This window comes from Micromonospora parathelypteridis (assembly GCF_014201145.1).
Classification (GTDB): Bacteria; Actinomycetota; Actinomycetes; order Mycobacteriales; family Micromonosporaceae; genus Micromonospora; species Micromonospora parathelypteridis.
In genome coordinates, this window is record NZ_JACHDP010000001.1 from 1,121,390 (window position 1) to 1,134,001 (window position 12,612).

At 71.4% G+C, this 12,612-nt stretch carries 10 protein-coding genes; 7 read left to right on the forward strand and 3 right to left on the reverse strand.

Going from position 1 to position 12,612, the window contains the following annotated elements:
• The first annotated feature begins 70 nt into the window (after positions 1-70).
• Together HNR20_RS04585 and HNR20_RS04590 are read left to right on the forward strand one after the other, a co-directional pair.
• Entirely contained in the window at positions 71-475 is a 405-nt protein-coding gene (locus tag HNR20_RS04585) for a thioesterase family protein (RefSeq protein ID WP_184176742.1), read from the forward strand.
• Complete coding sequence (locus HNR20_RS04590; RefSeq protein WP_184176744.1) at positions 472-1,302, forward strand: MBL fold metallo-hydrolase; 831 nt, start codon at positions 472-474, stop codon at positions 1,300-1,302. The genes HNR20_RS04585 and HNR20_RS04590 overlap by 4 nt, the downstream gene beginning before the upstream one ends.
• On the opposite strand, the gene HNR20_RS04595 is transcribed toward HNR20_RS04590, so the two are convergent.
• Both HNR20_RS04595 and HNR20_RS04600 read right to left on the reverse strand, forming a co-directional pair.
• Entirely contained in the window at positions 1,299-2,234 is a 936-nt protein-coding gene (locus tag HNR20_RS04595; protein WP_184176746.1) for a PfkB family carbohydrate kinase, read from the reverse strand. The two genes, HNR20_RS04590 and HNR20_RS04595, sit on opposite strands and share 4 nt — an antisense overlap.
• A gap of 113 nt (positions 2,235-2,347) precedes the next feature.
• Positions 2,348-3,487: an XdhC family protein gene (locus HNR20_RS04600; protein WP_184176748.1), complete on the reverse strand. Its 1,140-nt coding sequence runs from the start codon at positions 3,485-3,487 to the stop codon at positions 2,348-2,350.
• A 186-nt stretch (positions 3,488-3,673) separates the two neighbouring features.
• On the opposite strand from HNR20_RS04600, the gene HNR20_RS04605 reads away from it, so the two are divergent.
• The 4 genes from HNR20_RS04605 (at position 3,674) to HNR20_RS04620 (ending at position 8,828) form a co-directional block, all read left to right on the forward strand.
• The gene (locus HNR20_RS04605; RefSeq protein ID WP_221310127.1) at positions 3,674-4,171 is read left to right on the forward strand and encodes a (2Fe-2S)-binding protein; all 498 of its coding nucleotides are present in this window, start codon (positions 3,674-3,676) and stop codon (positions 4,169-4,171) included.
• Positions 4,158-5,153, forward strand: a complete 996-nt coding sequence (locus tag HNR20_RS04610; RefSeq protein WP_184176751.1) for an FAD binding domain-containing protein — start codon at positions 4,158-4,160, stop codon at positions 5,151-5,153. Before HNR20_RS04605 ends, HNR20_RS04610 begins: the two co-directional genes overlap by 14 nt.
• On the forward strand, positions 5,150-7,381 hold the full coding sequence (locus HNR20_RS04615) for a xanthine dehydrogenase family protein molybdopterin-binding subunit (protein WP_184176753.1): 2,232 nt from the start codon (positions 5,150-5,152) through the stop codon (positions 7,379-7,381). The genes HNR20_RS04610 and HNR20_RS04615 overlap by 4 nt, the downstream gene beginning before the upstream one ends.
• Before the next feature lie 304 nt (positions 7,382-7,685).
• Complete coding sequence (locus HNR20_RS04620) at positions 7,686-8,828, forward strand: lytic polysaccharide monooxygenase (protein ID WP_229687182.1); 1,143 nt, start codon at positions 7,686-7,688, stop codon at positions 8,826-8,828.
• Positions 8,829-8,908: 80 nt separating this feature from the next.
• On the opposite strand, the gene asnB is transcribed toward HNR20_RS04620, so the two are convergent.
• A complete protein-coding gene (gene asnB, locus HNR20_RS04625) occupies positions 8,909-10,870 on the reverse strand; it encodes an asparagine synthase (glutamine-hydrolyzing) (RefSeq protein WP_184176757.1) in 1,962 nt (653 codons plus the stop codon).
• Positions 10,871-11,003: 133 nt separating this feature from the next.
• Between asnB and HNR20_RS04630 the strand changes: the two genes are divergently transcribed.
• On the forward strand, positions 11,004-12,485 hold the full coding sequence (locus tag HNR20_RS04630; protein WP_184176759.1) for an aminopeptidase P family protein: 1,482 nt from the start codon (positions 11,004-11,006) through the stop codon (positions 12,483-12,485).
• Positions 12,486-12,612 lie beyond the last annotated feature (127 nt).

The following is a 12,612-nucleotide window of genomic DNA, read 5'->3' on the forward strand; positions in this document are numbered from 1 at the left end:
GGCGGACGGTCGGTGCCGGGATCCTCGGGCGCGTGTTCGGCGGGGTCGGCGAGCACCTAGGCTGACGACCATGCAGGAGCAGCCCGAGCCGGCCTTCGCGCCGGGTCTGACCGCCCAGGTCGAGTTGACCGTCACCGACGCGGATACCGCCCAGGCGGTCGGTTCCGGTGACGTACCGGTGCTGGGCACGCCTCGGGTGCTCGCGCTCGCCGAGGCGGCCACCGTCGCGGCGACGGCGACCGGGATGCCGCCCGGGTCGACGACCGTGGGGACGCGTGTCGAGCTGGAGCACCTGGCCCCGACCGTGGTTGGCCGGACCGTCCGGGCGCAGGCCCTGCTGGCCACGGTCGACGGTCGCCGGCTGTCGTTCGAGGTCACCGTCAGTGACGGTGACCAGACGGTGGCCCGGGGCCGGGTGGACCGGATCCTGGTGGACCGGCAACGCTTCGTCGAGCGCGCCGGGCGGGCGTCGTGAACGCCGGTTTCGTCGAGGTCGCCGACCGGGTGTACGTGAGACGGGAGCCGCTGCTGCGGGTCAACGTCACGCTGGTCGTCGGCGACGACGAGGCGCTGCTGGTGGACACACTGTCGTCGGCCGCCCAGGCCACCGAACTGGCCACCGCCGTCCGGGCGGTCACCGACCGTCCGTTGACGCTGGTCAACACCCATCACCACTACGACCACTGCTTCGGCAACGCCGTCCTGGCCGGCGACCCGCCCCGCCCGGTGTACGCGCACGAGCTGGCCGCCGCCGCTCTGCGCACGGAGCCGGAGCGGCTGCGCCGGGAGGCGTACGAGGAGGTGCGGACGGAGCATCCCGCGCTCGCCGCCGAGCTGGCCGACACTCCGCTGCTCGCCCCGACGCACACCGTGCGGATCGAGACGTCGCTCGACCTGGGTGGCCGGCGGGTGCTGCTGCGGCACCCGGGGCGGGGGCACACCGAGGCGGATCTGGTGGTGCATGTGCCGGACGCGGACGTGCTGGTCGCCGGGGACCTGGTGGAGCAGAGTGGCCCGCCAGCCTTCGAGGACTCGTACCCCCTGCAGTGGCCGGACGCGGTCGCGGACCTGCTGCGGCTGACCACCGCGCGCACGGTGGTGGTGCCGGGCCACGGCGACCCGGTGGACGTCGACTTCGTCCGCGCCCAGCACGCCGAGCTGGTGCGACTGGCCTGGCTGATCCGGGCTGCGCACACCGGCAGCGCGCCGCCGGAGCGGGTGGCCGCCGAGGCCCCCTTCGGAGCCCGCGCCGCCCTGATCGCTGCCCGGCGCGGCTACAGCGAGCTCGACGGCGAGGCCTAGGCCGCGAAGCGGCGCTCGACGGCGGCGCGGGTGGGCATGGCGGTGGCGCCGCCCGGGGACTCACAGACCAGGCCCGCCACTCGCAGCGCGAACGCCACCCGCTCGACCCAGCCTCCCGGGTCGGTCGGTTCGCCGTCGTTCAGCAGGTCGGCGATGAGCGCGGCCATCACCGAGTCACCGGCACCGGTGGCGTCGATCGCGTTGACCTTCAGGGCTGGCACCAGGACCGGGTCCGCGTCGGCCGCGGCCAGCACCGCACCGGCCGCGCCAAGCGTCACCACCACCGTGGCGGCCCCCAACTCGCGCAGGTACGCCGCCACCCCCTCGACCGGTTCACCCGGGTAGAGCAGCCCGGCGTCGGCCGCGCTCAGCTTGACCAGGTGCGCGCCGGCGGCGAACTCGGCCACCACCTCGCGCAACCCCTCCAACGCGGCCGGCCCGTTCAGCAGCCGGGGACGCACGTTCGGGTCGAAGACCCGCAGACCGGTGGCGAGCGACCAGGCGCGTCGGGCGGCGGCCAGCGTGCCGGGTTGGAGCAGCACGATCGAGCCGCAGTAGAGCACGTCGGCGCCCTCCAGCAGCGCGAGATCCAGATCGTCGGGGCCGAGCAGGCCGTAGGAGGCCGGTTCGCCGTAGAAGCGGAAGTCGGGTTCCGGCCCGGCGTACGTGACCACCGCGAGCGTGGTCGGTGCGGGCACCGTGACCGCTCCGGCCACCCCGACGTCGGCGTCGGTCAGGAAGGTGCGGATCCGCCCGCCCAGCACGTCGTCGCCGAGCGAGCCGACGAACTGTGCCGCGCCGCCGAGTCGGGCCACCCCGACGGCGACGTTGAGCGGCCCGCCGCCGATCGCCTGCCGGTAGACCCGCTCCCCGTCGCGCTCGGTGTCGAGCAGGTCGACGAGCGCCTCGCCGAGCACCACCGCGTATCCCATGCCGATCCTCTCGTCGTCGCCAACCGCCACCGCCCACCGAGCCCGACCGGCGTGGCACCAGGCTGGCACAGCAGGCGGCCCGGTGCGCACGGAAGGCGGCGCAACGACACGCGTTACACCGGGTGATGGATCGGCCCGTCGAGTGCTGTCAGCGGGTGGCCGGTCCCACCCCAGCGGCCCGCGACGATCTGCGCGGCCACGCTCACCGCGGTCTCCTCCGGGGTACGCCCGCCGAGGTCCAACCCGATCGGTGAGGCGAGCCGGGCCAGCTGCGCCGCATCGAGACCCGCCTCGCGCAGGCGCTTGTGCCGTTCGTCGTGGGTGCGTCGTGATCCCATCGCACCGACGTACGCCAGCCGGTGACGCAGTGCCAGCGCCAGCAGCGGCACGTCGAACTTCGGGTCGTGGGTCAGCACGCAGACGACGGTCCGCCCGTCGACCCGGCCGGCGTCCAACTCCGCCGCCAGGTAGCGGTGCGGCCACTGCACCACCACCTCGTCCGCCTCCGGAAACCGTCGCGCGGTGGCGAAGACCGGGCGGGCGTCACAGACGGTCACCCGGTAGCCGAGGAACGCGCCGATCCGGGCCACCGCCGCGGCGAAGTCGATCGCCCCGAAAACGATCATCCGGGGCGGGGTGGCGTGGACAGCCACGAACAGGCTGAGGCCGGTGCCCCGGCGCTGCCCGTGGTACCCGTACCGGAGCATTCCGCTGTGCCCGGCGTTGAGCAGCCCGACGGCGTCGGCGGTCGCGGCCGCGTCCAGCCGCTCAGCGCCGAGGGAGCCGATCACCTGGTCCCCGGTCAGCACCAGCCGGCGGCCCAGCCGCCCGGCCGGGTCGCCCGGCAGGTCGCGATCGTTGGCCGCCACGCAGGTGACCACCGCCGCCGGCTGGCCGGCACGGCGCGCGACGGCGACCGCGTCCCACTCCGCGATGGCGTCGGGTTCGATTCGCTCCACGAACACGTCGAGCATTCCGCCACAGGTCAGGCCCACGGCGTACGCGTCGTCGTCGCTGATTCCGTAGCGGATCAGCTCGGGGACGCCGGCGTCCAGCACGCGGTGGGCCCTCTCGTAGAGGTCGGCCTCCACGCAGCCACCGGAGACACTGCCGGTGACCGTGCCGTCGGCCGCCACCAGCATGGTGACGCCGGGTGGCTGTGGCGCGGACCGCCAGGTGGCCACAACGGTGGCCAGGGCGACCACCTCGCCGGCCCGGCACCGGCGGTGCACCTCGTCGAACACCTCGGGCACGCTGCCCACTCTCCGTTTCGTCGCTGATCGAGCCGGGCCACCAGGCCGGGTCGCCGCCTGAAACCCTTGCCCGCAAAAGCCGCAAAACGGCCTTAAGCCGAGGATATGGTCGGTTCCACCTGGAGGGAGTGTCAGTTGGTGAAGTCGTACGAGGCGCTGCGTACCGCGCCGAATCCGGACCACGCGATGGTCAGGGGTCCGGGCGAGGTGGCGGTCCATCTGCGCGTCAACGGCGAGAGTCGGACGACGAACCTGGAGCCACGGGTCAGCCTGCTCGACGCCCTCCGCGACCGGCTCGACCTGACCGGCACCAAGAAGGGCTGCAACCAGGGTGCCTGCGGAGCGTGCACGGTGTGGGTGGACGGTCGCCGCGTGCTGGCCTGCCTGACCCTGGCGATCACCTGCGAGAGCCGCGAGGTGACCACCATCGAGGGGCTGTCCGACGGGGACGCCCTGCACCCGATGCAGCAGGCCTTCCTGGACTGCGACGCGTTCCAGTGTGGGTACTGCACCCCCGGGCAGATCATGTCCGCGGTGGCTCTGCTGGCCGAGAGGCACGCCGGCGACGATACGGAGATCCGGGAGTGGATGAGCGGCAACCTCTGCCGCTGCGCCGCGTACCCACACATCCGCACGGCGATCCGCCGGGTCCGCGACGGGAGCGGTGGCGATGCGGCCCGTTAGCTACTCCCGGGCCTCCGATGTCGGCGCGGCCATCGGCGCGGTGAGCTCCGACCCGGAGAGCGCTTTCCTGGCCGGCGGCACCACCCAGGTCGACCTGCTGCGCATCTACGTCGAACAGCCGCGCCGCCTCGTCGACATCAACGACCTGCCGCTGAATCGGGTCGAGGCGCTGCCCGACGGTGGACTGCGGATCGGCGGGCTGGCCCGGATGAGCGACGTGGCCCAGGAGCCGGAGCTGGTCCGGCGCTACCCGATGGTCGCCGAGTCGTTGCTGCTCGGCGCCTCCCCGCAGCTACGCAACATGGCCACCATCGGAGGCAACCTGCTGCAGCGGGTGCGGTGCAGCTATTTCCGCGACACCGAGGCGGCCTGCAACAAGCGCGTCCCCGGGAGCGGGTGCAGCGCGCTGGAGGGCATCAACCGGGGGCACGCGGTCCTCGGCACCAGCGACCAGTGCATCGCCACCCACCCGTCCGACCTGGCTGTGGCGCTGGTCGCGCTCGACGCCGTGGTGCAGACCGAGGGGCCGGGCGGTGCACGGAGCATCCCCATCGACGACTTCTTCCTGCTGCCCGGCCAGACCCCGGAGCGGGAACACCCGTTGACCCACGGCGAGTTGGTGACCGGCATCGACCTGCCACCGGCACCGGTGGCGGCCACCTCCCGCTACATCAAGATTCGCGACCGCGAGTCGTACGAGTTCGCGCTCGCCTCGGTCGCGGTGGCCATCGCGGTCGACGACGGTCGGGTCACCGAGGTCCGGTTGGCCCTGGGCGGGGTGGCCACCAAACCGTGGCGGGCACGGGCTGCCGAGCGGGAGCTCAACGGCGCCCCGGCGACCACGGACTCGTTCACCCGCGCCGCGGCGGCCGAGCTGGCACCGGCGGTGTCGCACGGCATGAACGACTTCAAAGTCGAGCTGGCCCGACGTACCGTCGTCCGGGCTCTCGAGCAGATGACGCAGCGGGAGGGACCGGCATGAGCCCGGCGATCGGCGGCACGCTCAATCGGGTGGACGGTCGCGCCAAGGTGCGCGGGGACGCCCGCTACTCCGCCGAGGTCGCGGTGACCGGCCTGGTCCACGCCGTGCTGGTGAACGCGACGGTGGCCAGTGGCCGGATCACCGCGATCGACACCGCCGAGGCCGAGCGGGCCGACGGGGTGCTGGCCGTGTTCACCCACCGCAACCTGAGCCGGGTCGCCAGCGTGCCGCCGCTACTCCCGTCACTGGCCGGACTGGCCGCGCCGGGGCAGACCTTCTTTCCGATGCAGGACGAGGTCATCCACTACTCCGGTCAGCCGATCGCCATCGTGGTCGCCGACACCGTCGAACGCGCCGACCACGCCGGCACCCTGATCCGCGTCGAGTACGCCGCCACGCCCTCCATCACCCTGCTCGACCAGGCCCGCGACCAGGCGTACGTGCCCGAACGGATCTTCGGCGGGCTGCTGCCGGGGCAGGCATCCCGTGGTGACGTGGCGAAGGCGTTGGCTGAGGCGCAGGTGTGCGTGGACGCTACATATCGCTTCGCGCCCAACCACCACAACCCGATCGAGCCGTCGGCCAGCACCGCCGTCTGGGAGGACGTCGATCGGCTGACCATCTACGACTCGACCCAGGGGCCGAACGCCACCCAGTTCACCGTCGCGGCGCTGCTCGGCCTGCCACCCATCTCGATCCGGGTGGTGAGTCACGCCGTCGGCGGCAGCTTCGGCTCGAAGGCGATGATCTGGCATCACCCGGCGTTGGCCGCGCTCGCCGCCCGGCAGGTCGGCCGGCCGGTACAGCTGGCGCTGACCCGGGAGCAGATGTTCACCTCCTGCGGGCACCGCGAGGAGCAGGAGCAGCGGATCACCATCGGCGCGGGCGCGGACGGCCGCATCACCGCGCTGCGCCACCACAAGCTGTCGCTGACCTCGCGCTTCGACGACTGGGCGGAACCGTCCTTGCAGAGCCCGGCGGTGGCGTACACCAGCCCCCACTACGAGGGGATCTACCACCTGGTCCGGGGCAATACGATCACCCCGACCTTCATGCGCGCACCGGGTGAGGCGACCGGCATGTTCGCCCTCGAGTGTGCGATGGACGAGCTGGCCGAGCAGATCGGGATCGACCCCCTGGAGCTGCGGCTGCGCAACTACTCGGACGCCGACCCGGAGAGCGGAAACCCGTGGTCCAGCAGCGGGTTGAAGGAGTGCTACCAGCGGGCGTCCGAGCTGTTCGGCTGGCGCGACCGCGACTCTCGTCCCCGGCGCGAGGACCAATGGTTGATCGGCAGCGGCATGGCCAGCGCGCTCTATCCGGTGACCCAACCGGTGAACCCGCAACGCGCGCGGGCCCGGCTCTACAACGACGGTACGGCCGTCGTCGAGGCGGGCGTGTCCGAGTTCGGCACCGGGGTCTTCACCGCGATGACCCAGGTCGCCGCGGACGCGCTCGGCCTCCCGGTGGAGCGGGTACGGTTCGTCGGCGGCAGCAGTGACCTGCCGAACGTCACCGCCGCCGTGGGCTCCGCGGGAACCAGCGCCGTCGGCTCCGCCGTACACCTCGCGACGACGCAGCTGCGCGACGAGCTGATCAGGCGCGCGGTCGCCGACGCCCACTCGCCGTTGCACGGCGCCGATCCCGGCACGGTGGTGGTTCAGGACGGTCGGATGGCGCTGCGCGACCGTCCCGACGTCGGCGAGACGTACGCGGACATGATGGCCCGCACCCTGACCCCGGACGCGGAGGTACTTGGCACCTGGACGCCGCCACCGCAGGACGCTGGGTACGGGTTGCACACCTTCGGGGCACAGATGGCCGAGGTGGCGGTCGACGCCGACCTCGGCGTCGTGCGGGTGCGCCGGATGGTCGGGGTGTTCGCGCCCGGCCGGGTGCTCAACCGGAAGACGGCGCACAGCCAGTTGATGGGCGGCATGCTCTGGGGGCTCGGCCAGGCGCTACTGGAGGCCACCCGGATGGATCCCCGGTCGGGCCGCTGGGCCAACGCCAGTCTCGGCGACTACCTGGTCGCGGTCAACGCGGACGCGCCGGACGTCGTGGTGGACACCGTCGAGGTGCACGACGAGGTGGTGAACCCGCTCGGAATGAAGGGCGTCGGGGAGATCGGCGTGGTGGGTGCGGCCGCCGCGATCGCGAACGCCGTGCACGACGCCACCGGACGCCGGCAGTACGAGCTGCCGATCACCCTGGAGAAGCTGCTCTGAGAGTGGCCTGACACCCGGTCCAACACATCGAGGAACGGCTATTGCGCTGCGACCGTGCGGCGTGGTGGGATGGCGCGTACCGGGCGGTGCGAGGGGCTGCCGCGCCGCCGGTTGCCGGGTTCGTCAGACGCGAGGGCGCCGGTCCGTGACAGGACCGTCGATGGCGCTCGTCCACCGGCCGTTTCCCGCCGGGGCACGTCGCCGTGATCGTCGCACCGCTCACGTCAGCGGGGCGATCAGGCCACAACCCACCCGATTGCGGCGGGGCGGCTCGGGCAGCGCGCCTCGCGAGTCAGGAGAACCCGTGAACCGTTCCCGTACGGCCGCGTTGCTCATCGCGGCCGTGACCCTCTCGCTGGGCGCTGTCGCCCTGGCGTCCAGTCCCCAGCCGGCCGCCGCGCACGGCGCGGCGATGACCCCGGGCAGCCGTACCTACCTGTGTTGGCAGGATGGCCGCAGCCAGACCGGTGAGATCAGGCCGAACAACCCCGCGTGCTCCGCTGCGGTAGCGCAGAGCGGGGCGAACTCGCTCTACAACTGGTTCAGCGTGCTGCGCTCCGACGCCGGCGGCCGGACCACCGGCTTCATCCCGGACGGGCAGCTGTGCAGCGGCGGCAACTCCGGTTACCGCGGCTACGACCTGCCCCGCACCGACTGGCCGCTGACCCACCTGACCGCCGGGGCGCAGTTGGACTTCCGGTACAGCAACTGGGCGCACCACCCGGGCACGTTCTACTTCTACGTGACCAAGAACAGCTGGAGTCCGACCCGGGCGCTGGCCTGGAGTGACCTGGAGGAGCAACCATTCCTGCAGGTGACCAATCCGCCGCAGCGCGGGGCGGTCGGCACCAACGACGGGCACTACTACTTCAGCGGCAACCTGCCGTCGGGCAAGAGTGGCCGGCACATCATCTACTCCCGCTGGGTGCGCTCGGATTCGCAGGAGAACTTCTTCGGCTGCTCCGACGTGACCTTCGACGGCGGCAACGGTCAGGTGACCGGGGTGGGCCCGGGTAACGGTTCGCCGTCGCCCACCCCGACCCCGGTCTCCCCCACGCCCACACCGACCTACTCGACGCCGGGACCGACCACTCCGCCGCCGACCACCACTCCGCCGCCGACCACCACCCCGCCGCCGACCGGCGGCGACTGCATGGCGGTCTACAAGGTGACCAGCGCCTGGCAGGGTGGCTTCCAGGGCGAGGTCACGATCATGAACCACGGCAGTACGCCGTTCTCCGGCTGGACCGCGAGCTGGACCTGGCCGAACGGGCAGTCGATCAGTCAGATCTGGAGCGCCACACAGACGTCGTCCGGATCGTCGGTGACGGCGACAAACGTCTCCTACAACGGCACGGTCGCACCAGAAGGCACGACAACGTTCGGCTTCCTGGCCAGTTCCACAGGAACGAACGGCATCCCCACAGTGACCTGCGCCCGCCGCTAACCACCAGTTGATCAAGAGGTTTGCGTCACCGGAACGGCTCCGGATGACGCAAACCTCTTGATCAACAGGCTGGGGTGGGGTCAGCGGACCATGGAGCCGACTACGGGCTTGGTGAGTAGGGCGGACTGGTTGCGCTGGATGCCCGGGTCGAGGGTCTTGGCCACGAAGATGGCGTGCCAGATGCAGAAGATCAACACCGTCCACACCTTGCGGGAGTGGTCGGCCTCCTCCCGCTTGTGCTCGTCGAGCAGCCGCAGCGCGTACGACAGGTCGAGCAGGTCGCCCGCGCCCGAGGTGCTCAGCACGTGCCGGGCCCACTCGTACATCTCGCCGCGCAACCAGACCCGGGTGGGGGTCGGGAAGCCCAGCTTCTTGCGGTTGACGATGGCCGGCGGCACGACACCCTGCAACGCCTGGCGCATCGCGTACTTCGTGGCGTCGGAGCGCGGCGGCAGCTTCAGGTCGACCGGGATCTTCGCCGCGACGTCGAAGACCGCACGGTCGAGGAACGGCACCCGCACCTCCAGCGAGTGCGACATCGAGATCCGGTCGGCCTTGACCAGGATGTCGCCCCGCAGCCACGTGTAGAGGTCGACATACTGCATCTTGGTGACGTCGTCCAGCTCGGTGCACTCGGCGTAGATCGGGGCGGTGACGTCGGTGTAGCGCACCGAGGGGTCGTAGCGCCGCATCAGGTGCTGCTTCTCCTCCTCGGTGAACATCCGGGCGTTGCCGTAGTAGCGCTCCTCGATCGGGGTGGTGCCGCGCTCCAGGAAGCTCTTGCCCTTGACCCCCTGCGGGATCGCCTTGGAGACCGCGCGCAGGCCCTTCTGCACCCCGCCGGGCAGACCATTGACGGTCCCCAGCGACAGCGGCTCCCGGTAGATCGTGTAGCCGCCGAAGAACTCGTCGGCGCCCTCGCCGGAGAGCACCACCGTGACGTGCTCGGCGGCCTTCTTGGCCACGAAGTAGAGCGGCACCAGCGCCGGGTCGGCCACCGGGTCGTCCAGGTGCCAGACGATCTTCGGCAGCGCGTCGATCATGTCCTGCGGACCGATCTTGGTGGGGATGGTGGTGACGTCCAGGTGCCGCGCCGAATCCTGGGCGACGTCGATCTCCGAATATCCCGGTACGTCGTAGCCGACGGTGAACGTGAGGATGTTCGGGTTGAACTCCCGGGCCAGCGCGACCACCGCGGTGGAGTCGATGCCGCTGGACAGGAACGAGCCGACCGGAACGTCGGAGCGCATGTGCATGCGCACGCTCTCCCGCAGCGTCTCCCGGATCTCGTGGTACAGCTTCTGCTCGTCGTCGACCGGCGCTGGCCGGAACACCGGCCGGTACCACCGCCGTACGTCGATCCGCCCGCCCGGGGTCCAGTTCAGGTACTCCCCGGAGCCGATCCGGCTGATGCCCTTGTGCAGCGTGCCGGGCTCGGGGACGTACTGCAGGGTCAGGTAGTGGCTGAGGTTGGCCGCGTCGACGCCCGCGTCGCCCTGGTAGTTGCTGTGCGCGAACGGCAGCAGCGCCTTCTTCTCCGACGCCAGGTAGAGGCCGTCGGCGGTCTCCAGGTAGTGCATCGGCTTGATGCCGAAGTAGTCGCGGGCACCGAACGCGCGCCGCTCCTGCCGATCCCAGATGACGAAGGCGAACATGCCCCGCAGCCGGGTGAGCACCTGCTCGCCCCAGAAGTGGTAGCCCGCGACGATCACCTCGCCGTCACCGGCGGTGGCGAACTGGGCGCCGAAGTCCCTGATCAACTCCTCGCGCAGCTCGATGTAGTTGTAGATCTCACCGTTGAAAGTGAGCAGGTAACGGCCGTTCGCGTAGGGCAGCGGCTCGTGGCTCGACGCGACGTCGATGATCGCCAGCCGCTTGTGGGCGAACACGCCGTCCGCGTACCGGCCGGAGGCGTCGCCGACCACCTCGACCCCGGTCTCGTCGGGGCCGCGGTGGTGCAGGCATTCCAACGCTCCGGCGATGTGGTCGCGGTGCGCGGCGGCATTGCCGTTCGCGCTGAAGAAGGCCAGAAGTCCGCACATGGTGGTCATCTTCCCACGCGCGTTGTGGGCCCGTCGCAGCCGTCCGTCGATCCGCCCGGCTCCCGGTGGGCGCAACCGCGAACCGGGCGCGCGGTACCGTCGGGACCAGCAACGAAGCGGAGGGAGCGGCGCAATGACCGAGGGACGCACCGACGGTACGCCGACGGACGGTACGGAATCGCACGATCCGGACTTTCCGGAGGCATTCCTGTCGTTCATGCGGCAGGGCTGGCGCGACACCGCGCTCCCCGTGGCGCCCCGGCCGGAGACGCCCAACTACGCGAAGCGGCGGGCGGCACTCTCGGCGGCGTTCCCCGGAGAGACGCTGGTGATCCCCACCGGCACCGAAAAGGTCCGGGCCAACGACACCGACTACCCGTTCCGGCCGGGCAGTGACTTCGCCTACCTGACCGGCGACCACGACGCGGACAGCGTGCTGGTGCTGCGCCCGAACGGCTCAGGGCACGACGCGACGCTGTACATGCGGCCCCGCTCGTCCCGGGAGACCGACGAGTTCTTCCGCAGCCGTCACGGCGAGCTGTGGGTGGGCCGGCGGCACACGCTCAGCGAGAAGTCGACCGAACTGGGCCTGCCCACCGCCGACCTGACCGGCCTGGAGGCGACCCTCGCCGACCTGGCGCCGGGGCGTACCCGGGTGCTGCGCGGGTTCGACGCCCACGTGGACGCGGCCGTCCACCCCTACGACGGTGCGCGCGCCGAGGGGCAGCCGGCCCGGGACCGGGAGCTGGCGATCGCCATCTCGGAGATGAAGCTCGTCAAGGACGAGTGGGAGATCGGCCAACTCCAGGACGCGATCGATGCCACCGTACGCGGCTTCGAGGACGTGGCCCGGATCCTGCCGGCGGACCGCGCCGTCTCGGAGCGGCTCCTGGAGGGTGTCTTCGCGCTGCGGGCCCGGCACGACGGCAACGACGTCGGGTACAGCTCGATCGTCGGCGCCGGCGAGCACGCCACGATCCTGCACTGGGTGCACAACCACGGTGCCACCCGACCGGGTGACCTGCTGCTCATGGACATGGGCGTCGAGGGCCGCAACCTCTACACCGCCGACGTGACCCGGGTGGTGCCGGTGAGCGGCCGGTTCACCGCCCTGCAGCGCCAGGTCTACGACATCGTCTACGCCTCACAGCAGGCCGGCATCGAAGCCATCCGGCCGGGTGTGAAGTTCAAGGACGTCCACCTGACCTGCATGCGGGTGCTCGCCGAGGGCCTGTCCGAGCTGGGTCTGCTGCCGGTGAGCGTCGACGAGGCGATGGACGAGAAGTCGACGGTCTACCGGCGGTGGACGCTGCACGGCTTCGGCCACATGCTCGGCATCGACGTGCACGACTGCTCCAACGCGCGCAAGGAGACCTACCGCGACGGCGCGCTGGGCGAGGGCTACGTGCTCACCGTCGAGCCGGGTCTGTACTTCCAGCCGGAGGACGAGCTGGTCCCCGCCGAGCTGCGCGGCGTCGGCATCCGGATCGAGGACGACGTGCTGGTCACCGCGACCGGTGCGGTGAACCTGTCGGCCGGGCTGCCCCGCACCTCCGACGACGTGGAGACCTGGCTGGCCGAGCAGCGCGAGGCGGGCCCCCGCCTGCCCGGCTGAACCTGACGAACGGCGACTGCCGCCGGCGAGGCCCTGGTCAGCGTGCTCCGACGCCGACCGGGGCCTCGCCCGCATCATCATGATCGACACCACATCGGCGATGTAGGGGTATCAAGCGCCGCGGATA

Excerpts from the sequence above, each read along its gene's own strand:
- HNR20_RS04585 (WP_184176742.1), top strand. The coding sequence starts at position 71 with ATGCAGGAGCAGCCCGAGCCGGCCTTCGCGCCGGGTCTGACCGCCCAG.
- HNR20_RS04595 (WP_184176746.1), bottom strand. The coding sequence starts at position 2,234 with ATGGGATACGCGGTGGTGCTCGGCGAGGCGCTCGTCGACCTGCTCGAC.
- HNR20_RS04605 (WP_221310127.1), top strand. The coding sequence starts at position 3,674 with ATGGTCAGGGGTCCGGGCGAGGTGGCGGTCCATCTGCGCGTCAACGGC.
- HNR20_RS04610 (WP_184176751.1), top strand. The coding sequence starts at position 4,158 with ATGCGGCCCGTTAGCTACTCCCGGGCCTCCGATGTCGGCGCGGCCATC.
- HNR20_RS04615 (WP_184176753.1), top strand. The coding sequence starts at position 5,150 with ATGAGCCCGGCGATCGGCGGCACGCTCAATCGGGTGGACGGTCGCGCC.
- asnB (WP_184176757.1), bottom strand. The coding sequence starts at position 10,870 with ATGTGCGGACTTCTGGCCTTCTTCAGCGCGAACGGCAATGCCGCCGCG.
- HNR20_RS04630 (WP_184176759.1), top strand. The coding sequence starts at position 11,004 with ATGACCGAGGGACGCACCGACGGTACGCCGACGGACGGTACGGAATCG.